The organism is Demequina subtropica, from assembly GCF_000971235.1.
Lineage (GTDB): Bacteria > Actinomycetota > Actinomycetes > Actinomycetales > Demequinaceae > Demequina > Demequina subtropica.
In genome coordinates this window covers 1-24807 of the sequence record NZ_BBMB01000008.1, presented here as the reverse complement: position 1 = coordinate 24807, position 24807 = coordinate 1, and the positions used below count along the sequence as shown (strand labels likewise).

General features: G+C 71.0%; 21 protein-coding genes. 8 read left to right on the top strand and 13 right to left on the bottom strand.

From position 1 onward, the window contains the following. The first annotated feature begins 21 nt into the window (after positions 1-21). The 3 genes from AOM06_RS08055 to AOM06_RS08045 are packed head-to-tail and all read left to right on the top strand — an operon-like array spanning position 22 to position 3801. Positions 22-1395 (top strand): hypothetical protein, encoded by a 1374-nt coding sequence (locus AOM06_RS08055; RefSeq protein ID WP_062304418.1) that lies wholly within the window; start codon positions 22-24, stop codon positions 1393-1395. A gap of 46 nt (positions 1396-1441) precedes the next feature. After that, positions 1442-2677, top strand: coding sequence for a glycosyltransferase family 4 protein (locus tag AOM06_RS08050; protein WP_062304415.1), 1236 nt, complete (start codon positions 1442-1444; stop codon positions 2675-2677). Beyond that, a complete protein-coding gene (locus AOM06_RS08045; protein WP_228372895.1) occupies positions 2617-3801 on the top strand; it encodes an acyltransferase family protein in 1185 nt (394 codons plus the stop codon). Before AOM06_RS08050 ends, AOM06_RS08045 begins: the two co-directional genes overlap by 61 nt. Positions 3802-3813: 12 nt before the next feature. Here AOM06_RS08045 and AOM06_RS08040 read toward each other — a convergent pair whose 3' ends face one another. From AOM06_RS08040 to AOM06_RS08010, 7 genes are all read right to left on the bottom strand, one after another. Next, entirely contained in the window at positions 3814-4929 is a 1116-nt protein-coding gene (locus AOM06_RS08040; protein ID WP_082105407.1) for a glycosyltransferase, read from the bottom strand. 56 nt (positions 4930-4985) lie between these two features. After that, positions 4986-6413 carry a sugar transferase gene (locus AOM06_RS08035; protein ID WP_062304407.1) on the bottom strand — a complete coding sequence of 476 codons (1428 nt, stop codon included), beginning with the start codon at positions 6411-6413 and terminating at the stop codon, positions 4986-4988. 102 nt (positions 6414-6515) lie between these two features. Continuing rightward, entirely contained in the window at positions 6516-7133 is a 618-nt protein-coding gene (locus AOM06_RS08030; RefSeq protein ID WP_156163633.1) for a hypothetical protein, read from the bottom strand. 212 nt (positions 7134-7345) lie between these two features. After that, a complete protein-coding gene (locus AOM06_RS14950; protein ID WP_169747740.1) occupies positions 7346-7789 on the bottom strand; it encodes a CAP domain-containing protein in 444 nt (147 codons plus the stop codon). 17 nt (positions 7790-7806) lie between these two features. After that, on the bottom strand, positions 7807-8358 hold the full coding sequence (locus AOM06_RS14945) for a YdcF family protein (RefSeq protein ID WP_169747739.1): 552 nt from the start codon (positions 8356-8358) through the stop codon (positions 7807-7809). A gap of 44 nt (positions 8359-8402) precedes the next feature. Beyond that, positions 8403-9122, bottom strand: coding sequence for an SGNH/GDSL hydrolase family protein (locus tag AOM06_RS08015; RefSeq protein WP_062304397.1), 720 nt, complete (start codon positions 9120-9122; stop codon positions 8403-8405). Continuing rightward, the gene (locus tag AOM06_RS08010) at positions 9119-11995 is read right to left on the bottom strand and encodes an FAD-binding and (Fe-S)-binding domain-containing protein (protein ID WP_062304394.1); all 2877 of its coding nucleotides are present in this window, start codon (positions 11993-11995) and stop codon (positions 9119-9121) included. Before AOM06_RS08010 ends, AOM06_RS08015 begins: the two co-directional genes overlap by 4 nt. Before the next feature lie 161 nt (positions 11996-12156). Between AOM06_RS08010 and AOM06_RS14750 the strand changes: the two genes are divergently transcribed. Continuing rightward, positions 12157-12816, top strand: a complete 660-nt coding sequence (locus tag AOM06_RS14750) for a PT domain-containing protein (RefSeq protein ID WP_156163632.1) — start codon at positions 12157-12159, stop codon at positions 12814-12816. Between the two features lie 16 nt (positions 12817-12832). On the opposite strand, the gene AOM06_RS08000 is transcribed toward AOM06_RS14750, so the two are convergent. Together AOM06_RS08000 and AOM06_RS07995 are read right to left on the bottom strand one after the other, a co-directional pair. Beyond that, a complete protein-coding gene (locus AOM06_RS08000; protein ID WP_062304389.1) occupies positions 12833-13246 on the bottom strand; it encodes an arsenate reductase/protein-tyrosine-phosphatase family protein in 414 nt (137 codons plus the stop codon). Then, positions 13243-13920: an arsenate reductase/protein-tyrosine-phosphatase family protein gene (locus tag AOM06_RS07995; protein ID WP_062304386.1), complete on the bottom strand. Its 678-nt coding sequence runs from the start codon at positions 13918-13920 to the stop codon at positions 13243-13245. Before AOM06_RS07995 ends, AOM06_RS08000 begins: the two co-directional genes overlap by 4 nt. A 298-nt stretch (positions 13921-14218) precedes the next feature. Here AOM06_RS07995 and AOM06_RS07990 point away from each other — a divergent pair, with 298 nt between their 5' ends. After that, entirely contained in the window at positions 14219-16258 is a 2040-nt protein-coding gene (locus AOM06_RS07990; protein ID WP_156163631.1) for a hypothetical protein, read from the top strand. Positions 16259-16352: 94 nt separating this feature from the next. Here AOM06_RS07990 and AOM06_RS07985 read toward each other — a convergent pair whose 3' ends face one another. The 3 genes from AOM06_RS07985 to AOM06_RS07975 all read right to left on the bottom strand — a co-directional run bounded on the left by AOM06_RS07985 (position 16353) and on the right by AOM06_RS07975 (position 19932). Further along, positions 16353-17162, bottom strand: a complete 810-nt coding sequence (locus AOM06_RS07985; RefSeq protein WP_062304381.1) for a L,D-transpeptidase — start codon at positions 17160-17162, stop codon at positions 16353-16355. Between the two features lie 107 nt (positions 17163-17269). After that, complete coding sequence (locus tag AOM06_RS07980) at positions 17270-18589, bottom strand: oligosaccharide MFS transporter (RefSeq protein ID WP_062304378.1); 1320 nt, start codon at positions 18587-18589, stop codon at positions 17270-17272. A 320-nt stretch (positions 18590-18909) separates the two neighbouring features. Continuing rightward, complete coding sequence (locus AOM06_RS07975; protein ID WP_062304376.1) at positions 18910-19932, bottom strand: glycoside hydrolase family 43 protein; 1023 nt, start codon at positions 19930-19932, stop codon at positions 18910-18912. A 183-nt stretch (positions 19933-20115) separates the two neighbouring features. On the opposite strand from AOM06_RS07975, the gene AOM06_RS07970 reads away from it, so the two are divergent. After that, positions 20116-21297, top strand: a complete 1182-nt coding sequence (locus AOM06_RS07970) for a Bcr/CflA family efflux MFS transporter (RefSeq protein WP_169747738.1) — start codon at positions 20116-20118, stop codon at positions 21295-21297. 78 nt (positions 21298-21375) lie between these two features. On the opposite strand, the gene AOM06_RS07965 is transcribed toward AOM06_RS07970, so the two are convergent. Further along, positions 21376-22407: a glycoside hydrolase family 43 protein gene (locus tag AOM06_RS07965; RefSeq protein ID WP_062304370.1), complete on the bottom strand. Its 1032-nt coding sequence runs from the start codon at positions 22405-22407 to the stop codon at positions 21376-21378. Positions 22408-22557: 150 nt separating this feature from the next. Between AOM06_RS07965 and AOM06_RS07960 the strand changes: the two genes are divergently transcribed. Both AOM06_RS07960 and AOM06_RS07955 read left to right on the top strand, forming a co-directional pair. Continuing rightward, positions 22558-24207, top strand: a complete 1650-nt coding sequence (locus AOM06_RS07960) for a DUF389 domain-containing protein (RefSeq protein ID WP_156163630.1) — start codon at positions 22558-22560, stop codon at positions 24205-24207. A 39-nt stretch (positions 24208-24246) separates the two neighbouring features. After that, complete coding sequence (locus AOM06_RS07955) at positions 24247-24786, top strand: AAA family ATPase (protein ID WP_062304365.1); 540 nt, start codon at positions 24247-24249, stop codon at positions 24784-24786. Positions 24787-24807 lie beyond the last annotated feature (21 nt).

Here is a 24807-nt window from a genome sequence, read left to right as displayed (position 1 = left end):
CAGCATGACAAGGGGGGCTGCATGAGCGGTGTCGCCACGGTGCACGCCCCGACGCTGAGCAGCTCGTGGTCGCGGACGCAGACCTCCGCGACCCGCGTCCTGGTCGCCTACACGGTCCTGTTCGTGCTCGAGGGCGCCGTGCGCAAGTGGGTTCCGGCCCTCGACTCCCTGTTCTACATCGCGCGGGACATGCTCCTCGCCGGAGCCGCGGCGCTGTACTACCTGCAAGGGCTTCCGCGCCGGCGCCACCACTGGTGGGCGGTGCTCTGGGCGGCCACCCTTGTGCTGTTCACCCACGGGTGCGTCACGATCATCGGCGGCACGATGTCCCCGACAGCGCTCGCATTCGGTATCCGGTCCTACGTGATCGCCGCGCTGCTGACCGCATTCGTCGCGAGCTACGCGCCACGTCGCGCGCTCGACGCGATCTCCACCACGCTTGCGATCCTGGCGCTCGTGAACCTTCCGATCGCTATCGCCCAGGTCCTGTCGCCCGGCGACGCGTTCGTCAACCGGGTGACCGGCGGCGGGGAGAACAACTGGCTCAACGGAGGCGAGGCGGTACGGGCGCTGGGAACGTTCTCCTCACCCGTGGGGATGCTGGCCTTCCTCCCGCTCACGCTCGCGCTCTCGCTCGCCGCGGTCGCCCGCGGGACGCACCACCGCACGCTGCATGCGCTCAGCGTCGTGGCCACTGCCCTCATGACCGTGATCAGCGGCTCACGCGGAATCGTGCTGTGCGGTGTGATCGTCGCGGTCGCCTTCGTGATCTACCAGCTCCGACACCTGAGCACCCGGGCCTTCCTCAACCTCCTCGTGATCCTGGGCCTGGGCGTCGGCGGCCTGATCGCGGCGAACCACGCCCTCGCGACGGTGCTCGAGGCGTTCCAGACCAGGGTCGACCAGGCATCCGCCCAGGAGGACACCGCAGGCCGCATCACTCGCACGATCTTCGGGTTCGCCACCGACCAGTTCGGGCTCCTCGGTTCGGGCCCCGGCGCCAACTCGACCTTCGGGTCGCAGCAGCTCGGCACCCCGTGGGTCGAATTCGAGCACACGCGCTACACAGCGGAGCTCGGCGTGCTCGGGTACGCACTGGCGATCGCCGCGACAGCCGCGGGGATCTGGGCAGCGATCCGCATCTTCACCCACTCCCACCACGACCCTCCGGAGCGCACCCTCATCCTCGCGGTCGTGGCACCCGCGCTCACCTTCGGCTCGGTGACCGCGCAACCCTCCGCACAGGCGAGCATCGCGCTGTGCGCCGCGGCACTTCTGCTCACCACGCTGCCCGACCACGAACCGGAGCCGAGCTCCCTGCTCCGGGCCCGAACCCGGGACCGGGCCCGGGACCGTTCTCACCCACCCCTGCCGCAGGAGGCGCGGCACACCTAGAGTGGATCCAGCCAGCAGGCACGCGAGCACGGGAGGGCGTACGAGCATGCTGATCCTTGGTCACCCCAACGCGAACACCAATGTGCGCGAGGCGGCGCTCGCTCTTCTCGAACAGGATCTGCTCGGCGAGTTCCATACGGGGATCGACACCACGAGGCTCGCACCGCGCGCGCCCGCCCGCCTGCGCCCCGAGCTCGAGCGGCGCGCTTTCGACCCGCGGCTGAGCGCACGGATCGCTACCCACGCGGCCCCCGAGGTGGTCCGACTGCTGCTCGAGCGCCAACACCTGGTGCGCTACGACGCGCACGGGGGCCGCTGGTCGATCCAACGCCGGTTCGAGGCCATCGATGCCGCCGTCGCGCGCCGCCTGCGGGCCACGTCGGAGGTATCCGGCGTCTACATGTACGAGGACGGCGCTGCGACCTCCTTCGCCGCGGCACGCGAGCGGGGCCTGGCGCGCATCTACGACCTCCCTATCGGGTACTGGCGGGAGTCGCGCCGCATCCTCGGCGAGGAGGCCGAGCTGGCTCCCGCGTGGGCATCGACGATGCAGGGGCTGGTCGACCCGCCCGAGAAGCTCGCGCGCAAGGACCGCGAGATCGAGCTCGCGTCGCGGGTCGTGGTCGCCAGCAGCTTCACTCGCAGGACCCTCGAGGCGTCGCCCTACTCCGCCGACCTGACCGTCGAGGTCATCCCCTACGGCGTCCCCGCGCCATGGACCGGCGAGCGCGGGCCGCGTCGCGGCCCGCTGAAGGTCCTCTATGTGGGCGGGCTGTCGCAGCGCAAGGGCTTGTCCTACCTCTTCGAGGCGATGAGGATCGTCGGGCCGGCCGCCACGTTGACCGTGATCGGCCGCCCCGCCGACCGCGGCAACGAGGCGTTGCGGACCGCGCTCGGGAGCGCGGCGTGGACCGAGTCGATGCCCAACTCGGCGATCCTCGAGCAGATGCGAGCGCACGACGTGCTGGTGCTGCCGTCGCTCTTCGAGGGCTTCGGGTTGGTGCTCGCGGAGGCGATATCGCAAGGCACGCCGTTCATCGCGACGGATCACACCGGAGGCCCCGAGCTGGTGGGCACCGTCGGCGACGACGCTGCGCCCGGATGGATCGTGCCGATCCGCTCCGCCGACGCTATCGCCGCTCGACTCCAGGCGCTCATCGACGACCCGGACTTGCGTGTCGCGTCGAGCGAGGCCGCACGTGCGCGCGCCGCCGAGCTTCCGTGGAGCGTGCATCGCGCGGCCCTGGGCAGCTTCGCGTCCGCGGCCCTCGCGCAGGTCTGAGCGGGCGCCGCCGCGAGGCGACGGGGCGCCCGATTCGTCCCCGATGGGTGACATATCAGCGCATTCTCGTTACGGTAACCCCCGGGGGGTACGTTGTGGCGCTAAGAGACAAGACCGTCGATTCCCTGCGAGGGATCGCCTGCATCCTGCTCGTGACGATGCACACCGCACAGAGCACCGCCGCCGCGCAAGGAGCCGTGGGCGGCGCCGTCGAGTGGTACGCGGAGTCGCTCGTGCCGCTACGCATGCCACTCTTCGCGTTCCTCGCCGGCGTCGTGTACGCCTGGCGGCCCCTCGATGATCGTCGCGCATACGGGGCGTTCATCGGCAAGAAGGTTCAGCGGCTGCTGGTGCCGTACGTGATCTTCGTGCCCATCGTCGCAGTCGCGCACATCGCGCTCGGGTTCGGCAACCAGCCGCCGGCTGACGAGTGGCGCTGGTTCGTCTACTCGTGGGGGCCGTACTGGTTCCTCCTCGCGACCTTCTGGGTCTATGCCGCCGTCGCCCTGATCGACTCCTTCGGCCTGCTCGCACGATTCCGCAACGTCGCGATCCTGTTCGCCGGGCTGCTCGCGGTCGCCATGAGCGTCGACCTTCAACTGGTGGTCGACCCGTTGCAGCTCGCGAGCGCCGTCTACCTCGGACTATTCTTCACCGCCGGCCTCGCGGCCACCCGCTTCGGCTGGCGGGACATGGGCAGGGCGCACGCTCTCGGCGCCGCCGGCGTGACCATCGCGCTCCTCCTGCACACGCAGCTGGTGTACTTCGGCGCATGGTCGATCGCCCCCAACCCGCGCCAGGACATCCTCGGCATCTCGCTGGGAATCGCATTCCCCATGGCCTTCATCGGGCTCGGCTTGAAGTCCTCCGCGCTCGCCTGGATCGGCAACTACTCGTCCGGCATCTTCCTGCTGCACCCCCTCACCATGGCCGCCGCGCGCGGCGTGCTTCACGTGCTGGGGGTCGACTCGGTGCTGCTCGATGTTGTCGCGACATCGGCCGCCGGGCTCGTGGGGTCGGTGGCCTGCATCGTGGTGATGCGCCGCGCCGCGATCGGCCGCATCGCCCTCGGCGAGCGCACCAAGGTGCCCGCGATGGTGCCGAGGCGCCCACGGGCCGAGTGATGCGCCGTCCGGTCAGCGGGCGGTGACGGGCGCCGCGCTCGCCATCGCGTCGAACTGCTCGACAGCGTGCTCCCAGGTCCACGAGGCGCGCGCGAAGTCACGGAGCACGGCAGCCTGCGCGCCCGCATCATCCGCGGCAGCCTCGGCGAGCGCAGTCGCGAGCGCACCCGGGTCCTGCGGCCAGCCCCGGCCCGCACCGAACTGCTCCGCCTCGCGAATCGCGGCGACACGGTCGCTCGCGACCACGGCCATCCCCGCCGCCGCAGCCTCGGCCACGGCCATCCCGAAGCTCTCGTCGTCGCTCGCGAGGACGAAGACCCGCATGCGGGAGAGCAGGTCTCGCCTCTGCTCGGACGTGACGGTCCCCAAGAACTCGACGTGCTCGGCCACCCCGTGCTCCGCGCACAGCTCACGCGGATCGTACGGAAGACCCTCCTCGATAGGTCCGGCCACCACGAAGGGGTGGCCCTGCTCGGCGAGTCCCGAGCGCGCATAGGCCTCGATCGCCAGGTCGAGCCGCTTCTTGCGCGCCACCCGGCTGAGGAACAGCACCCCGGAGCGCTCCTCCCACGGCGTCTCGATGGACCGCAGCACAGGGTCGACACCCAGCACCATGTTCGCCACGCGGGAGAACCCTCGCTCGAGCAGGCAGTCGCGGTCGTACAACGAATCGGAGACGATCATCTGGGCATCGCGGAGGTTCTGCGCGAGGAGCAGCCTGTCCCATGCTGCGTTGAGCCACGGGCGGCGCGGTGCGTGGTCAGCGGTCCACACGCCATGCGGCGCCGCGAGATAGGGCACCCGCGCACGCCGCGACTCGCTCATGCCGAACACGGAGGCGAGCGAGTAGACCCCGTGGACCTCCACCACGTCAGCATCCGCGACCGCACCTCGGATCGCCTTGCGCAGCCCCCGGCCGTACCCGAGGAACGCAGGACCCACAGCTGGCACCACGTGCACGTCGGCACCTGGCACCTCGAGGTCCCCCTCGAGCTCGGCACCCTGGTCGGTGACCACGATGGTCACACGATGTCCCCGTTCGACCTGCGCGGGCACGAGGCCCCTCAGCAGGGCGCTCGGTCCTCCAAGCCTTCGGCTCAATCCCGGCGCGATGTGCACGATCCTCATCTGCTCCCCTCCCTCTCAGGGCCCTCAGCCCGCATCGTTCGATCCAGCGCGCCGCGTCAGTAAGCGCCGCGTCCTCCCAGCACCGCCCAGACCGTGCGCAGCATGATCACCGCGTCGAGCCCGAGCGACCAGTTGTGCGTGTAGTGCAGGTCCAGGCGGACGCTCTCCTCCCACGTGAGGTCCGAGCGTCCGCTCACCTGCCACAGGCCCGTGAGCCCCGGCTTGACCATCTGGCGGCGGGCGACGTCCTGATCCCACAGCTCGGTCTCGGACGGCAACGGCGGCCGTGGCCCCACGAGCGACATCTCGCCCCGCAGGACGTTGAACAGCTGCGGCAGCTCGTCGAGCGAATGGCGCCGCAGGAAGCGTCCGACGTCGGTGATGCGCGGATCGTCGCGTCGCTTGGAGAGCACGCCGTTGCCGTCGTCCTGCGCGAACGTCTCCGCGCGGCGTCGGTCGGCATCCGTGTACATGGAGCGGAACTTGATCATGGGGAACGGCTGGTGGCCGACGCCCACGCGCTCCTGGCGATAGAACACCGGGCCCTCCGACCCCCGCTTGATCGCGATGGCGATGATGAGCATCGGTACGGCCAGCACCAGCAGGAGCGCGAGCGCGCCCGCCTTGTCCGCGACGTCCTTGAGCACGCGTGAGGGCCCCGCGAAGCGGGGCGGATCGACGTACATGAGCGGAAGGCCGGCGACCTGGTTCACCGTCACTCGAGGCATGGCGACGTCGGCCACGGTCGGTGCCACGATGAGGCCGACACCGGTGTCCTCGAGCTCCCACTCGAGGCGCCGCGCCTCGGTCAGCGACATGTCCTCGGAGCCCGCGAGGACGATGTACTCCGCGCACACCCTCTCCGCAAGCTTCGCAGCATCGCCCACCACGCCCAGGACGGGCACATCCGCGAGGTCAGGCGCGAGCGGCTCAGCGGCGCGCGCACCCGTGAGGCAGACGCCCGCGACGTCGTAGGAGTGGTCCCGGCTCACGTGTCGGAGCCGACGGACCATGTCCTCGACCACGCGATGCGGACCCGCGATGATCACACGCTGGCGCAGGTTTCCGATGCACCGCTGCTCGCCGATCCACGCGCGCCAGGCGCGGCGATATGCGAAGAGGACGAGCGTGCCGAGCGGGATGGAGAACAGCAGGTAGCCGCGGCTCATCCCCCACTGCGTGAAGAAGGCGACGATCGCGACGAGCGCGAAGGTCCGCGTCCCCGCAGCGCCGATGCGCTGATACTCCTCCGGGCCCTGACCGAGGATCCGCACGTCACGGGACCGCGTCCACGAGAGCTGAAGCAGCCACAGCGTGGAGATCGCGACCGTGCTCCACCACGGCGCGAGGCCTGCGGGCCCCATCCAGCCGTTGAGCGGGTCCCACCCGAAGCGCAGCCCGTGCGAGATCACCATGACCATCGCGACGACGAAGGCATCCGTGACGGCGATGCGCCGCTGGAGGGAGATCTCCCAACGACGCATCGACAGACGCTCTGGTGCAACAACCGCTACCGCCATCACTGACCCCCCGCCAGCATGATCGTGATCCTCTGTCGCAGGCGCGCAGCGCCTCGACTGCGAGCCCTACTCGCGCGGTCCGGACGCCGTGCGGCGAGCTGCCACCATCACCACGGCGACGCCTGCCACCAGGAGGACCGCCGCCCCTGCGGCCATGGGCGCTCCGGCGAAGCCCGTCGTGGAGAGCACCGCACCCGTGGGGGTCGTGCCGGTGGGCGGCACTCCCTCGACCAGGACGATCTCGGTGGGCTCTGGCGTGCTCGTGGTGGTCTCGGAGGCCGAGGGCTCCGGCGTCGAGGATTCGCTGTCGGACGGGCTGGGCGTAGGCGTCGAGGTGCTGAAGACCTCGACCAGGCCGATGGTGCACTCGCCCACGAACTCGCCGTCGACGTAACCCGTGGCGACCGTCGGGGATGTGGCGTCGGCCGCGGTCGTGACGTCGAAGCGGACAGGCGTGGTGCCGATCAGCCGCGGCTCCGAGGTCACCTCGCCGGCAATGGTCGCATCCGACCCCTCGTTCGTGACCGTGATGGTCGCACTCGAGCCCTCCGGCCCGGAGATGAACACCACGAACGGGTTGCCCGGCGGCGTGAAGAGCGGGGCGCACAGCATGTGAGGCTCGACGCTCGGATAATCCGGCGGCTCCTCAGTGCTGGCGAACGCCGCCGCCGGCGCAAGCGTCACGACACCTGCGACTACAGTCGCAGCGATTGCACGACCCCACATGGCCCCTCAACCCCCTCCACCCGCAACGGCCCCCCTGACCGCGCGGCTGCTCCCTTGACGCTAGCACCGGACGCCCCAAATGTCGCTATTTTCTTGTTCGCGAATTTCGGCTGGGCACGAAAGCGGCGCCCACACCACGTTCGACGCACGCCCGCGCACCATCGGCGCAGTCACTGGTCGGTAGGTTCGCCCTCGTAGAGCAGCGAACACGCCCGCACGCCGGTGTCCTCGCCGTCGGGACCGGAATCGGCCTCGACGCACGCGACCGCACCGATGACGAAGTCCGGATCGAGGATGTTGGCACGGTGCCCAGCGGATCCCATCCATGCCTCGACGACCTCGGCGGCCGGGCGGTCGGAGCGTGACAGGTTCTCGCCGGCCTTCGCGCCCTCGTGGCAGCTCGACACCAGTACGTCGTGGACCAGGTCCGCATCCTCCACGAACGGCTCGGCACGCGTCTCCGCCTTCGTCTCGAGGCAGTCGCTCCAGTCGACCGGGGCGAGCCCCTGCGCGACACGCTCGTCGTTGGCGAGGTCGAACATCTCCTGCGCGAGCTGATCGGGCGCGACCGGCGGGGCGCTGCAGCCCGCAAGCGAGGCGACCCCTGCTGCCACGGCGAGCACCACAGCCCTCAGCACCCGTCCTCCAGCGCGACCTTGACGAACGCCGCCGACTGGTACGCGTATTGATAGGCCCAGTACCCGAGCGTGATGGGCTCGCGCGAGTCCACGTACACGATGTCGCCGCTCCAGCATCTCTCCATGATGACGCGCGTCCGCGTGAGGTGCGGGGTGAAGGTCACGACCGCGACGGACTCCCATCCGTGCTGGTCGACGAGCTCGCGCAGCCACCGCGCCTCGCCGCGTGTGGTGAATGGGTCGGGCATCCGGCACTCGAGCGAGAAGTCGATCTCGACCGCACCGTCGCACAGCTCGGAGGCCCGCTCCCATGCCTGCCTGCCGTCATCGTCGGTGAGCGACACCACCACGGTTCCGGTCAAGCCGTCCGCGACCATCTGCTCGGCGACCGCCATGCGGAAGTCCGTCGGCGGACCGATGACGTAGACCGCATCCACCGCCCGCGGCTCGTCGCTGGCGGGGGTGACGTAGAGTGGCCAGCCCACGGCGGCGATCGCCGCCACGAGACTCGCGACGCCGAGCAGCACCCTGATCCCCCCGCGCACGCTCGTACCCTATCGACCTGGGGTGACGAGGAGATTTCCTGCCCTCACCCAGGCGAGGACACCAACGCGTCGGCGAGCACCTCGCCCACCAGGCGCACGACGTCTCCGGAGTAGTGGATGCCGTCGCTCGTCATCCCTTCCGCCCACCCACCGCCATCCCGGGCGGGCACCGCGGCGTCGACGAACTCCCACCCCTGCTCGCTCGCGAGCATCGCGAGCCGCTGGTTGTAGCTCACGGACGGCGGCTGGTCCTCGCGACCATAGGGAGGGATCGCGAGCAGCATCGTGCGCGGCGCAGCGCCGCCCTCGGCGAGGGACACGAGGGCCTGCGAGGTGTCGTCGAAGGCCACCCCGAAGCCGAGATCGTTGGTGCCGAGAGCGAGTACCAGGACGTCGCAGGCCGGGATCACAAGCGAGCCCTTGAGGAGCCGGTCGCGCATCCGCGTCGATGTGGCGCCCGGGATCGCATCGCCCCCGACGAACCGCACGTCCTCGCCCAGCGCCCAGTACACGAACGACCCTTCACCCAGCCCGTCGGCAGTGAACGCGGTCGAGTCGCCGAGCGACAGCGAGTCGCCGACCACGACGATCTCGACGGGCGCGGCGACCGCCGCGGGCGACTGCTCCGCGATGGACGACGCGGACGGAAGCCCGCTGGGCGGCGCCGCGGCAGCCGAACCGTCACCCGGCGTTCGAGTCTCCGCGACGGTGCACGCGGTGATCGCCATCGCAAGGACGGCGATGCCTGCGCGCGGCCACCTCACCGCGCCGCGCCTCCACGCCTCTCGCGCAGCAGCTCCGCGAGGTGCCGGCCCTGCACCCCCGCGAGGTCGTCCGCCTGCGTCCGGCACGAGACGCCGTCGGCGAGGTAGAGCGACCCCGGGGGCGCCTCGCGCAGCGCGGGCAGCAGCGAGTTCTCCGCCACCGCGACCGACGTGTCGTAGTGGCCCTTCTCGGTACCCCAGTTGCCCGCGAGACCGCAGCAGCCCGCGGTCTCCGTGACGGCGGCTCCCGCGCGCGCGAGCAGCTCGCGGTCGGCGGCGAAGCCCAGCACGGAGTACTGGTGGCAGTGCGGCTGGACCACGGCGGTGACGTCGCTGAGGTCCGGCGGGCGCCAGTCCTCGCGAGGCTTCGCGGGCGCGCGCCCGGTCAGCACCTCGGCCAGCGTGTACGTGGACGATGCCACGGCACGGGCGCGCGGGTCGTCCGGGAGGAGCTCGACGAGGTCGCCCCGGAGCACCGCCATGCAGCTCGGCTCGACACCCACGATCGGCACGCCGTTGACGGCCCACGGCCCCAGCACCCCGAGCAGATGCGACAGGTGCTTCTTGGCGCCGTCGAGCTGCCCCGTTGAGATCCAGGTCACCCCGCAGCACGCGTCGCCGGCGACCACCACCACGTCGAGCCCCGCGTCCTCGAGCACGTCGACGATCGCGGTGGGGATCTGCGGGTCCAGGCCGTCGGTGAACGAGTCCGCCCAGAGCACCACCAGGTTGTCCAGGCGCGTGGCCCGCGCGGGATCCGCGCGACGTCGGCGTGCGACCTCGGAGCGCCGGAAGGGGACCTTGAACTCGGGCAGCCGGCGGCGCTTGTCCATGCCTGCGACCGGCACCACGAGCCGCTGGATCCAGTCCGGCTTGAGGATCGCGGAGATCAGGCGCGGCGCCAGGCCGACCACCTTGAGCCAGCGCGGCAGCCAGCCGATCGAGTAGTGCGTCATCGGGCGCAGCCTGCCCCGGTAGGTCTGGTGCAGCACCTCGGACTTGTACGCCGCCATGTCCACGCCGCTCGGGCAGTCGCTGCTGCAGGCCTTGCAGCTGAGGCACAGGTCCAGGCTCTCGAGCACCTCGGGCGAGGTGAGACCGCCCACGAGGGTGCCGTTGAGCGCATCCTGCAGCACCCTGGCACGGCCCCGGGTCACGTCCTTCTCGTCGCCCGTGGCCTGATAGCTGGGACACATGAAGCCCGAGCCGGAGACGATCGAGTCGGCACGGCACTTGCCGACGCCCGTGCACCGGTGGAGCGCCTCCGCCATGTCACCGTGATCGTGCTCGAGGGCGAGCCCGAGCGCGGGGGTGCTCTTCGCCGCAGGACGGCGCAGGTGCGCGTCGAGCGGGTCGGGGTCGACGATCACACCCGGGTTGAGGACGTTCTCGGGGTCGAACAGGTGCTTGACGCCCCGGAAGAGCTCGACAGCCTCGGTCGAGTACATCGCGGACAGGAGCTCCGAGCGGGCGCGGCCGTCGCCGTGCTCGCCGCTCAGCGATCCACCGTGCGACGCGACGAGCGCCGCCGCGTCCTCCATGAACGCGCGCAGCGGCCGGCCGTCCTCCTGCAGGGGGATGCCCAGCCGGACGTGGATGCAGCCGTCCCCGAAGTGCCCGAAGGGCTGACCCTCCACACCGTGGCGCTCCATCAGCGCGTCGAAGTCGCGCAGGTACGCACCGAGCCGCTCCGGCGGCACCGCGGCGTCCTCCCAGCCCGGCCACGCCTCCTTGTTGTCGGACGTGCGCCCCGCGAGGCCCGCGCCGTCCGCGCGGATCGCCCACAGACGCGCGGCCTCCTTGGGGTCCGCGACCTCGCGCCACGATGCGGTGCCGGAGTCCGCCGCAAGCGCCGCCAGGGTGGCGCGCGCCTCCTCCTCGGTGGCGCCGCCCACCTCGACGAACAGCCAGCCCTGCCCCGCGGGGAGGTCGGGGACGGGTCCGGTCGCATTCGCGACGCGCGCGACCAGGCGAGCGTCGAGGCCCTCCACGGCCTGCGGCCGGTGCGCGAGCATCGGCACCACCGCATCGGCCGCCGCCGGCATGTCGTCGTAGCCGAACGCGGCCGTGAGGCGCGCGGGCGGCACGTCGACGAGCGCGACGGTGGCCTCGAGGATCATCGCGAGGGTCCCCTCGCTGCCCACGAGGAACCGTGCGAGGTCGCCGCCCAGCTCGGGAAGCAGGTGCTCGAGGGAGTAGCCGCTCACCTGGCGCGAGAAGCGGCCGAACTCGGTGCGGATCTGAGCGAGGTGCGCCTGCACCAGCTCCTCGAGCCCGGGGATCGCGGCCACGCCGCCGCGCACCGCCTCGAAGCGGCGCCCGATCCCGTCCACCGCGTCGAGCGCGACCACGTTGTCCGCGGTGCGCCCGAAGGCGACGGCGTGGGGACCGCAGGCGTTGTTGCCGATCATCCCGCCCAGCGTCGCGCGCGTCGACGTCGAGGGATCCGGGCCGAAGCGCAGGCCCGCACCCGCGACCCGCTTCTGGAGGTCCGAGAGGATCACGCCGGGCTGGACGCGGGCGGTCTTGCTCTCGAGGTCCACCTCGAGGATCCGGTTCATGTGGCGGCTGACATCGAGCACGATGCCCGGACCGATCGCGTTGCCGGCGACCGAGGTACCGCCACCGCGCATCGTCACCGGGATGCGCGACTCGCGCGCGACCGCGAGCGCGGCCAGCACGTCGTCGGCATCGCGCGGGTAGGCGACCACGAGCGGGGGGATGCGGTAGTTCGAGGCGTCGGAGCTGTACTCGGCGCGGCGCCGCGTGCCGGCGTCGACCTCGCCCTCGAGCGCTCGCGCAAGATCGGCTGCGAGGTCCGCGGCATCGGCGGTGGCGGGAGACTGCGGGGCCGTCGTGGTCACGCGCGCCATTCTTCCACCCGCGTGAGCGGCGCGTGCCAGGGCCGTTAGGCCCGTCCTCACCCGGGACGTGCGACCCTCCGTGCGGGAGCGCACCCACCTTAGGATGATTGCATCAATACAAACAACAGGCGGGCAACGGCGCCCTGCGCGAACGAGCGGAGGGAAGTGCCATGAGGCCGATGCACGCGCTGGGCGTGGTGGCAGGAACGGTGGTCGCAGCGACGGCCGCGGTCGCGGTCGCGACGGGCGCCGCGGCGGACGGCATCGCCCCCGCGGCGTACTACCCGGGCTGGGGCAGCATCACCGTGAACGCCTCCTGCGGGGGCGACATGTTCTTCGACATCACCTACGACAACGCACCCGAGTCGCCGTGGACCTTCCGCGTCACCAGCTCGACGGGCGCCTCGGTGACCCACACCGACGGCGACAGCGACCTCATGGGGATGCACGAGTCGATCCCGGCAGAGAAGCTCCCCGAGGGCAGCTACACGTACACGATCGACGCCGCGCTCGGCGATCAGGTGGTGTACGGCGTCTACACCGGCGAGGTCGTGTGCGACGAGCCTCCCGTCGAGCCCACGGTGGAGCCCACGGTCGAGCCGACAACCGAACCCACGGTGGGGCCCACGACCGAACCCACGGTGGAGCCGACGGTGGAGCCGACGGCGGAGCCGACGACCGAGCCGACCACGGACCCCACCGAGGAGCCGGAGACGGGCACCGACCCCACGGAGGGCTCCGACGACGGCACGGTCGAGGGCGTCGGCGACGTCGGAGGCGTGGCGGGCGCAGCCGAGCCCGCCGAGGGCCAGCCGCGCTACCCGGGCTGACCCCGCCGCATCGGCCTCAGGCGGGCGCGACCACCGACGGCCCGGGCTCGAGGCCCAGGCTCTCCATGAGCGCGCGCACGCGCGCGTCGATCTGGTCCCGCTGCGCCTCGGACGGCCCGGGCTCGATGGCCCAGTCCTCGTAGCGCTTGCCGGGGATGTACGGGCACGCGTCGCCGCAGCCCATGGTCACGATGACGTCGGCCTCGTGGAGCTGGGCGTCGGTCCAGCGCTTGGGGTGCTCATGCGTGATGTCGATCCCGACGGCGGCCATGGCCGTGACGGCGCCGGCGCTCAGCACCTCGCCGGGCTCGGAGCCGCCGGACCACGCGCTCGCACGGTCGCCGGCGTAGTGCGCGAACAGGCCCAGCGCCATCTGGGACTTGCCCCCGTTCTTCACGCACAGGAACAGGACGGCGGGCTTGTCGGTCATGAGATCTTCTCCGTGGATGACGAGGCGAGGGTTGCGGCGAGGCGCCGGACCCGAGGGACGAGGTCGTCGAACGCGGCCGCGAACGCACGCGTGGTGCCCTCGAGAGCCGGGTCCGCGACAGACCAATGGAGGTCGCCGCCGCACTGCTCATACGCGAGGTCGCAGACGGAGACCACCAGGTCGCCGTCGCGGCGGACGTCGTCGAGGCGCGCGGGCGCGAGCGCGGCGGGGACGATCCCTCGCCTGTCGAGCTCGTCGAGCGCGAGCGGGTGGATGCGCGCGGCGGGATCCGTCCCGCCCGAGGCGACGGGCACGATGCGCTCCGCCGCGAGCAGCGCGGCGGCCATCTGGGAACGCGCGGAGTTGCCCGTGCAGGAGAACACCACCCGAGCAGGCCGGGCGCCCGCGCGAGGATCGCGCTCGGCGACCGCCACCGAGACGAGCGGCGACCATTCGAGCGACAGGTAGGAGCGACGGCCGTCGGCGTCCGAGCGGCGCCGGACCACCACGCCCGCCTTCTCGAGCACGCGCACGTGATGCGCGAGGAGGCTCGAGGCGAGACCGCTGCGCGCGCCCAGCTCGCCGGGCGCGAGGTCGCCCTCGGCGAGCGCGTCGACCATCGCGAGCCGATGCGGGTCGGCGAGGGCCGCGAGGACGGCGGCACGGTCGGTCATGCCCCCACACTATCTCAAGATCGATTGAGCGATAGCCGCGCACGGCCGGGAACCTGGGGTGACGCTGCGGCGACACGCCCTGCCCGATTCGCCCCGCATCGGCCGCTTCGCCGCCACACTTGAGCCGATAACACTCTCACTTCCGTCACATCCTTCACGCCCGTATATCGGCGCCACTTGCGTACATGTGACCTTCGTCACGCCTTTGACGCTGTGCGGGGCCGGCAAGAGCATGGGTGCGACCTGGGGGAATGGGTGTCGCTGAGGGCGCCCGGCTGCTCCAGGCCGGGAGGACAACATGAGACTGAGGGAATACGTCGTCGCGCTCGCCGTGGCGACTCTGGCGATCATCGGCATCTCGCCCGCCGCACAGGCGACGCAGGGCGAGACCCAGCCGGGCAACGACGGGATCCACAAGGTGTGGGTCTGCAAGTACTCCGGCACACCGTACGTGGACGAGGTCCTCAAGCCCGGCAAGAACCCGATCGCGGTCGACGCGAGCGCCACCGTCGGCGAGTGGTTCAAGGACGGGCAGACCAGCTCGTACGTCATCGACGACGTCACCAACGAGAACACGGCGCAGGGCGAGACCTACACCGGCGAGGCGGAGTGCCCGAGCGGGCGCAGCTTCGACTGGAACTGGGAGTACCCGGCGCCCACGTGCACCGACCTCGTGGTGACCTACCCCGAGAACCTGCCGGTCGGCCAGGCCAACGACATGAACGTCACGTTCAAGAACCTGGTCACGCAGGCGACCACCACGCTCAACTTCCACCACAATGGCGGCACGTGGTCCGGCACCAAGACCTTCGACTTCACCGCGCACTCGAGCTGGCCCGATTGGGGCTACTACGCCGTGACCTGGGTCCAGGTGGGTGGCACCAACTACCACTGGCAGGGCTCGATCACGTGCGGCGAGCGCGTGAAGCCTGAGAAGCCCGCGCCGCAGGTCGACCGCGGCCAGTGGGAGGTCTCCGACTACGCCTGCGGCACGGAGACGGTCGAGAAGACCCGGACAATCACCACGACCGACTGGGTGTGGGACGAGTCCGCGTGGGAGTGGGTGCTCGACCAGCAGTCGTCGACCACCACCGAGAAGACCAGCCGCGACATGACCGAGGCGGAGAAGGCGGAGCACTGCGCGCCGCCCGTGGTGGACGTGTGCTCGAACCTCGAGGGCGTCCAGACCGAGGTCCCCGCGGGCTACAAGACCCACCAGGACGGCACCTGCAGCCCGTGCGAGCCGCCGCGCATCGACGTGTGCAAGAACCTCGACGGCATGCAGACCACGGTCCCCGAGGGCTACGAGGTCGACGAGGACGGCAACTGCACCATCCCGCCGGTCGACGTCTGCACCAACCTCCCGGGCCTCCAGACCCAGGTGCCCGAGGGCCTGACCGCCGGCGACGAGGGCACGTGCACCATGCCCGCGACCGTCGAGGTGAGCGACTGGGAGGGAGAGCCCGCGTGCGGCGTCACGACGTTCACGCAGTTCGCCCTCAAGACCACGACCACCTACCAGCTCGACCTGACCGGTGGGATCGTCGCGTGGCTCGTCGACAAGATCGACGTCGAGACGCTCTACCGCACCGTGGTGCTCGAGGGGGTCATCCCCTGCGAGGACGCGAGCGCGTCCATCACCGTGACGCCCGCGACCTGCGCGGCGCCGGGGTCGATCGACACGGTCACCACCGAGTTCGCGACCGCCGCGGAGACCCCCGCGACGGAGCCCGGCGACCACAGCGTCACGTTCATCGCCGATGAGGGCCACGCCTTCCCCGGTGGCGCGACCGAGCTCACGGTCGAGTACACGATCGAGGAGCAGGCGACGGAGGGCTGCACCTACGACGAGCCCCAGGAGCCGTCGATCGACGGATCGATCCTGGGCGAGGTCTGCACGGCCGACGCGCCCTACCTGGGCTACGACATCGTGGTCGACGATCCTGACGGCCAGTACGACGGCGACGGCACCGCCACCCTCACGTTCGTCCACCCGACGGACCCGAGCCAGAACTGGACGCGCACGGTCGCCATCGGCTCCGGCAAGATCCTGTGGCCCGGGGCCTCGGTCGACGAGGACGGCGTGGCGGACGGCTGGCCCGGCTGGGAGTACAGCACCGCGACCGAGTCGTGGGAGCCCGTGGGCGACGCCAACTACGGCTGGACCCGCGAGCCCGACGTCGAGGTGATCCTCACCGTCAACCCGTCCACGTCCTTCACGGTCACGTACCCGCCGGCCACGCCCGAGTGCAACTCGGAGCCCCCGACGGACATCGTGGTCGTCCTGGACGCCCCGCCCGCGACCGCTGTCGCCGGCGTGGTGACGTACACCGGCTGATCCCCGGCGTACGCGGCCCGGGGGTTCGACCTTCCTCAGCAGGTCGAGCCCTCGGGCCTCTCGCCGTCCCGGGGCCCGGGCCGCCGGCCGGGCCCTACTCCTCGATGTAGACGGGGGTGCCGAGCGGCAGCCCGACCTCCTCGACGATCTCCGTGATCACGTCGTTGGGCAGCCGGATGCACCCGTGCGACACGGCCTTGCCGAACGACTCGGGATCGTTGGTGCCGTGGATCCCGATGATCGCCTCGCCGCCCGCGAACTCGTCGAGCACGGGCGAGTAGCCGGACAGGCCGTACGCGTAGGGGCCGTAGGCGCCGTCCGGGTTCGGCGGCTGGACCAGCTCGCGGATGTAGTACGTGCCGCCCGGGGTGGGCAGGTCCTCCGTGCCCAGCCCGATGTCGGAGGTGAGCACCAGGTCCTCGCCGTCCCAGACCGTGAGCTCGAACTCGCTCAGCGCGATGTCGACGCGGTAGTCGGTGGCGCTCAGCACCACATCGTCCGCCGCGACCCATCCCATCGAGCCGTTGGGCCGCACCGGCAGGTAGACGTGGACCCACGAGCCCTGGATCTCATCCACGAGGAAGACCAGCGGCGTCTGCTCGGGCACCGTGAGGACGGAGTCGGCGCGGATGGTGACCTGGCCCGCCCCATCGGGCTCCGTCAGCACGTCGACCGTCTGCGACTTCGCGCGCGCGATGTACGCGGTGGTGGGCTCCTGCGCCTCGACCACGGTGGTGGTGGGCTCCGAGGTCTCCCCCGCGTCCGCGCCCGCGGTCACCGCCGGCTGCGGCGTCGCCGGGGACGATGCGGCGGGTGAGGGCGGGGCGTCGGACGCGGGCGTGCACCCGGCGAGCACGAGCGCGAGCGCGCTCGAGAAAGCAGACAGCGCGACGATGCGACGCATCGGACCTCCCTCAGACCCCTCAGCGCCCCCACACTACGACGAGGCCGCCCGCCCTGGGTAGGTCCCCCAGGCCGGACGGCCTCCGCATCGTGCTCGCGACGCCCGGGTCAGGCGTCGACGAGCTCGCGCTCGAGCGGCTCGCCGCGGTCGGCGGCGGGCGCATCGTCCAGGTCCTTGTCGTTGCGCATGAGGAAGCTCGCGATGATCGTCACGCCCACGATCACGACGGACATGATGAGGTACGCGTCGGCGAAGCCGATGGTCTCGTAGGCGTGGCCGAACGGCAGGGAGAAGGCCGCGACGCCGAGCGACTTCGCGACTCCGAAGCCGAGCATGTAGGCGGTCGCAGAGATCTTCACGTCGAACATGCGGGTGATGTACTTCATCACCGACACGAGCATGAGCGGCATCTCGATGGCCGCGAGCAGGCGCCACGCGATGAGCGCCTCGGTGGTGGTGACCATCGCGGAGCCGAGCACGCGGATCACCAGGATCGCGGCGAAGAGCTGGAGGCCGCGCTTCGCACCGATCTTGTTGACGAACCACGGGGCGACCAGCATGACCGCCGCCTCACAGAAGATCTGGATGGTCACCACGTTGGCGAACAGCGAGACGGGGTCGCCGTGGTTGACGTGCTGCTCGAAGTAGATGGAGAACTGCTGGTCGAACACGTCGTAGAGCGCGGCGGTGCCGAACATGAGCACGACGAAGCCCACGAAGCTGCGGTTCGACAGCAGGCCCTTGATGGTGTCCTTGGTGACCTTGGTCTCCGAGGTCTCGCCCTGCGCGGCGTTCTCGGCAGCCTGGTGCGGCACCCTCGCGACGAAGAGCAGCGCGCCGAGCACGAGCGCGCAGAACGAGGCGGCCCACCAGATGGAGTCGGGGTTGACGTTGGTCCAGATCCAACCGCCGATCGCGGTGATGGTTCCACCGGCGATCGAGCCGAAGAGGCGTGCGTGGCCGTACTCGAACTCGTTGGCGCGGCTCGCGCGCTCGTTGAACGCCTCGACCACGCTCACGCCGGCGAGCAGCACGAGCGACATGTACATGCCGGCCACCACGGCGGCTCCGGTCACATTCCACGCGGCGAGCGCCGGGAACGCGATCACGAAGAACGGGCCCACCATCGCGCCGCACAGCACCACGAAGGAGAACAGGTGCTTCTTGAGGCCCAGGCGGTCCTGCAGGTAGCCGTAGAGCGGCTGGAGGCACAGCGCGGTGATCGCCATGACGGTGTTGATGAGGCCGATGTCGCCCTCGCCGATGCCCGCCTGCTTGAACCAGAGGCCGTGGAAGGAGAAGAAGATCTGCCAGATGGCGAAGTAGAAGAAGTACAGGCCGCCGTAGTTCCAGAACACGCCGCGCTTCAACGACTCGACGATGGACCCGCCGCCGGTGGCGGGCGTGGCTGCAGTAGGTGCGCTCATGGCACATCCCTTCCGGGGATTCCGTGATGGTGTGGCCGACCTTGGCCAGAACGATGTGGAGCGCGCGGGCGCATCGTTGCTCGCGCATGCTCGCCGGGACCGTTCACCCGAGATGCCTCCAATGGCACCCCGTGTCTGTGCATCAGGTTAATTGGCCGCATACAACAAAAGGCAGGACGTTCCGCCCATAACCCCGTTCTCACCCGCCCGCCCGCCTGCCCACCCCTGACAGCCGCAACGGACCTGATCCCGACACGCCGGCCGGTTCACGCGCATCGTCCCCGATCGCCGGCGTGTCGCGGCGGGATCCGTTGGCGCTGTCAGCGAGAGGAGACGGCGCCGTCGGGCGGCAGGACCTCGACACCGGTCGGCACCGGCCGCGTGAGCGGGAGCGGCCTGCCCCACACGGGGTCGCCGTCGTCGTCGAAGGGCAGCACCTGCGCGCACGCGTGACGGTTGGGCTCCCACAGCGGGTTGCCCACGAGCTCGGTGTACGTGCGGGCGTGGTACACCAGCACCGTGCCGCCCTCCTCGTCCTCCGTGAACGAGTTGTGGCCGGGCCCATAGATGCCGTTCTCCGGGGCCGACGTGAACACGGGGTCGAGGCTCTTGGTCCAGCTCGCGGGGTCGAGGACATCGCTGCCCGCGTCCGCGGTGAGCAGCCCCATCGCGTACTCGATGCCCGTGGCCGAGGCGCTGTACGTGAGGTAGAGCCGGCCGTTGCGCTGGAGCACGCTCGGCCCCTCCGCCACCCAGAAGGTGACGATCTCCCAGTCGAGCTCCGGCTTGCACAGCATCACGGCGGGCGTCGCGAGCGTCCACGGGTTCGCCATGCGCGCGATGTAGAGGTTCGAGTGCCCCTTCACCGCGAAGTCCTGCTGCGCCCACACGAGGTACTGCTCCCCGTCCTTGACGAAGCTGGTGGCGTCGAGCGCGAAGGACTCCCAGCCGGTGTCCACCTGCCCCTTCTCGGTCCAGGTGCCGGTGAGCGGGTCGTCGCCGAGGCACTCGAGGCAGTAGACGCGATGGTTGAAGGTGTCGTCCGCATCGGGCACGTCGAACGTGACGTCCATGTTCGGCGCCGCGGCGTAGTAGACGTACCAGGCGCCGTTCACGCGGTGGATCTCCGGGGCCCAGATGAGGCTGCTCTGCGGACCCTCGTCGGGCTTGCTCCAGACGGTGATCTCGGGCGCCGCCTGGAGGTCCTCGAGGCGCTCGGCGCGACGCAGCACGATGCGGTCGTACAGCGGGTACGAGCCCGTGAAGTAGTACTGGCCGTCGTGACGCAGCACGCACGGATCCGCGCGCTGCAGGACGATCGGGTTGGGGATGGGCTCGGGCATGGTCGCTCCTCGTTGCGCCAGCGACTGGGTCTCCTTCGCACCCTAGGGGAGGGCGGTGGGCGTCGCTACCGGAGCCGCGCGGCGCCGTGGCCCGTGGTGCCGGAGGCTGCGGTGTACCAGGATGGACCCATGCGATGGAGCGCGAGCGGGGAGCCTGCGGCCGCTCCCCCCACGATGGCTCGCGTGCTACCCGTGCTCGCGGCGCTCACGGCCCTCGCGCCGCTGTCGATCGACATCTACACGCCTTCGCTCCCGACGGTCCAGACCGAGCTGGGCGGCTCCGACGCGCTCACGCAGGGAGGCGTGACCGCGTTCCTGCTCGGGATCGGGTTCGGTCAGCTGCTCTGGGGTCCGCTGAGCGACCGGTTCGGGCGGCGGCGCGTGGTGCTGCTCGGAGTCGCCGGGTGGACGCTCACGTCCGGGCTCGACGCGCTCGCCTCGGGCCCCGAGGCGCTGGTGACGCTGCGCGCGCTCGCGGGGCTCTGCGGCGCGGCGGGGATCGTGGTGGCGCGCAGCATCGTCCGCGACCTGTCGCCGGAGACTCACGCGATGGCGTCGCGCATCGGATTCCTCGCGATGGTGACGTCCCTCGCGCCGGTGGTCGCACCGATCCTGGGCGCCGGGATCGCCGCCGCGTGGGGCTGGCGCGCCGACTTCGTGATCCTCGCCGCGCTCGGCGGCGTGCTGCTCCTCCTGTTCACCCTGCTGGTGCCCGAGACCCTTCCCCGATCGCGGAGGTCCACGGGCGGGCTGCGCGCCGTCGTGAGAGGGCTTGCGCGCGCCGGGCGGCACCGGGAGGTGGCGGGCGCCGCCCTCGCCCTCGGCACGCACGCGTTCGGCTTCTACGCCTACATCGCGACGAGCGCGTTCATCGTCGAGCGCGAGCTGGGAAGGTCGCCGACGGCGTTCGCCGTGGTCTTCGGGACCAATGCGATGGCCGTCGTCGCCGCGAACATCGTGTTCCGGCGGCTGGTGCGGCATCGTCACCCCGCGGGCCCGCTCGGGCTCGGGCTGATCATCAGCGCCGCGAGCGGCGTGGCGCTATGGACAGCGGCGACGCTCGGGGCGCCCGAGGCGTTCTGGTGGCTCGCGTCGATGGCGTTCGGCGCCGGCACCGGCCTGGTGCTGCCCGGCGCGCACTCCTGGGGCCAGGCGACCGCGGTCGCGTCAGGAGCCGCGTCGGCCCTCACCGGGTCGGCGCAGTTCCTCGGCGGCGTCCTCGGCTCGCCCCTCACCGGGCTGCTCGGTCCGACCGCCGCGCACCTGGGCCTGGTGATCGCCGTCGCGTCGAGCGCCGCGACGGCCATCTGGGCCGCGACCCGACCCCGCCCGGCGCGCGCCGTCGCCCGAGGCACGTGGGCCTGAGCCCTGACACGCGAACGCCCGGGCGCATCGTCCCTGGCGGGTGACGATGCGCCCGGGCGGCGCGTCTCGAGGAGGAGGCTACGCGGGCGCGACCTGCGTCATGCCCTCCGGGGGCAGCACGTCGAGCGCCTTCGGCACGGGACGCGTCATCGGCAGCGGCTTGCCCCACACGGGGTTGCCCTCGGCGTCGAACGGCAGCACCTGCGCGCACGCCTGACGGTTGGGCTCGTACAGCGGGTCGCCCAGGATCTCGGTGTACGTGCGGGCGTGGAACACCAGCACGGTCTCGCCGTCCTCGTCCTCCGTGAACGAGTTGTGGCCGGGACCGTAGATGCCGTTCTCGGGGGCGGAGGTGAAGACCGGCTCCTGGCTCTTGGTCCAGCTCGCGGGGTCGAGCAGGTCCGCCTCCGCGTCGGCGATGAGCACGCCCATCGCGTACTCAGGGCCGGTACCGGACGCCGAGTAGGACAGGTAGAGCTTGCCGTTCTTCTGGAGCACCGAGGGCCCCTCGTTGACCCAGAAGCGCTCGATCTCCCAGCCGAGCTCGGGCTTGGTGAGCATCACCGCGGGGGTCGCGAGGGTCCAGGGGTTCTCCATGCGCGCGATGTAGAGGTTCGAGTTGCCGCGGATCTCGAAGTCCTGCTGAGCCCACACGAGGTACTGGACGCCGTCCTTGACGAAGCTCGTCGCGTCGAGCGCGAACGACTCCCAGCCGGTGTCGACCTTGCCGCGCTCGACCCACTCGCCCGCCAGGGGGTCCTCATCGGTGCACTCGAGCACGAACACGCGGTGGCAGAAGGTCTCGGCGGTGCCCGGCACGTCCGCGTGCGGGTGACCGATCTCGGCGGCGGCGTAGTAGATGTACCAGGCGCCGTTGACGCGGTGGATCTCCGGCGCCCAGATGAGGTTCGACTGCGGCCCGTCGAAGTGCTTGGTCCAGATGGTCACCTCGTCCGCAGCCTGGAGGTCCTCGAGGCGCTCGGCGCGACGCAGCACGATGCGGTCGTAGAGGGGGTACGAGCCCGTGAAGTAGTACTGACCGTCGTGACGCAGCACGCACGGATCCGCGCGCTGGAGCACGATGGGGTTCGGGATGAGGTCCTTGGACACGGGCGGGTCTCCTCGTCGTTGAGTCGTGGACGGTTTGCAACGTTGTAAAGAATGATACGACACACCGGGCGACACGTGACAACCCGGAAGGCCCTTGCGCGTGTGAACCTCGCCTCACAAGCCATACGCTGAGCCGGAAGGGCGGTGACGATGGACGGCGCGTCTCACGAGGCGATCCCCAGGCTGCGCGATCAGACCAGGGAGATCGTCCATGGGCTGGCGAACGGCGCCTCCGTGCGCGGTATCGCTCTGGCGGCCGCCGGCGGCGCGGTGCTGATGCTGCCGGGCGCCACCACGTGGCTGGTGCAGGCGATCGCGGTCGCGGCGCTCGGCGCCACGGCGCTGATGGACCTGTTCTACGCCGCGACGGGACGGCGATGGCTCGGGCGGCGGGTCAACCGCGTGCGGGCCGCCTTCCGGGGCCTGCTGACGCTGGCGTTCGCGGTGCTGCTCGCGGTGCTCGCGTGGTGGGACCCGACAGGCGAGGCGCTCAGCCTCGCGGTCCTGGTCCTGGTGCTCGGCTGCTACGTGGCCGTGCGTGGCCTCATCGTGGTGCTGGGCGCCGCCTTCCGCAGGGGCCGCCCGGATCGAGTGCCGCGGCTGGCGGGCGGCGGCGTGGCGCTGGTGCTCGGCGTGCTCGCGGCGCAGTTCCCCCAGCAGATGGCGAGCACCGCGATCGTGTCGTCGGCCGCCGCCGCCCTCATCGTCGGGCTCGTCCTCGTCGCGTGGGGGCTTCGCCGTGCGGAGTCCGGCAGCGAGCTCGACCCCGCGCATGCCTCGATCGGCGAGGTGCTGTGGGACTGGGTGCGCATGGCCGACGTCGGCGACAAGGCACGCAGCGTCCAGATCGAGGCTCTCTACTTCGAGAATCCCGGCAGGCTGTCGAAGCTCGGCGCGTGGTGGGTGATGCTGGTGCTGTCGGTCGCGATCGCGACGTACGCGATCCTCGCGGACTCGACGGCCGTGGTCATCGGGGCGATGCTCGTCGCCCCGCTCATGACGCCGATCGTCGCGCTCGCCGGCGCCCTGGTCAACGGCTGGGCCCGACGCGCGTTCCACTCCGCGGCGCTCGTGGGGGCGGGCGTGGTGGTGGCGGTGCTGCTCTCGTACGGCCTGGCGGCATGGTCTCCCGTCGCCATCGCGTTCGCCACGAACTCCCAGATCACCTCCCGCGTGGCGCCGACCGTGGTCGACATGCTCGTCGCGATCGCCGCCGGCGCGGCAGGCGCGTTCGCCACGGTCAACACGCGGGTCTCGTCCTCGATCGCCGGCGTCGCCATCGCGGTCGCGCTCGTCCCCCCACTCGCCGTGGTGGGCGTGAGCCTCAGCGGAGGCCGCGTCGCCGATGCGAGCGGAGCGCTCCTGCTGTTCCTCACCAACTTCGTCGCGATCGTCCTCTCCGCCTGCGCGGTCTTCGTGATGACAGGCTTCGCGCATGCCGGGGTGCTGCGCACGGATCCGCGACGAGTGCTCCTTACCCTCGCGCCGTTCGTCATCCTCGCGGGCCTGGTGCTCCTCCCGCTCATGGTGCGCACCGAGGGCCAGCTCCTGACCTCCGGGCAGGAGCGGAACGCCGAGAAGGCGGTCGAGGGGTGGCTCGGCGACGACACCGAGTTCGTGATCCAGAGCGTGACCATCTCGAGCGACGGCCTCCGGGTGATCATCCAAGGTCCCGGCGAGCCGCCTCCGGCCGCGGACCTCCAGGACGCGCTCAAGGGCAGGTTCGGAGGCTCACCCGCGCTCCAGCTCATCGTGATCCCGGTGACCGTCACCGAGCTGCCGGCGCTGCCTGCCGGCTGACCGCGCCGCTCCCCGCCTTCTCGCGTACGGTCACGAGGCATGAGGATCGTGGTGTCGGGCACGCACGCAAGCGGCAAGAGCACGCTCATCGCCGACTTCGCGCGCCTCCACCCGGCCTACGAGGTCCTCCCCGATCCGTACGAGGAGATGGCGCTCGACGCCTTCGACGAGCTCGACGCGGGCCTCTTCGCCACGCAGCTCGAGATCGCCGCCGCACGCCTCGAGGAGCTGCCCGCGCGCGCCGACGCGATCGCCGAGCGGGGCCCGATGGACTTCGCCGCCTACCTCGACGCGATCGTAGGCCTCGGTCGCCGCGGGCGGTCGTCGACGATGCTCCGCACCGGGCTCGCGCGATCCGAAGCGGTCCTCGCGCATGTCGACCTCTGGGTCATCCTGCCTCTGTCCGCGGTCGATCGGATCCACGTGTCCGAGGATGAGGACCCCGAGCTTCGGGAGGCGATGAACGATGCGCTGCTCGAGCACGCGGACGCGGCATCCCTCGCCGGAGCCACGGTCCTCGAGGTGACCGGCACCCCCGATGAGCGCCTCGCTCTGCTCCAGCGAGCGACAGGGCCGTGACGCCTGGCGTCATGCCTGGAA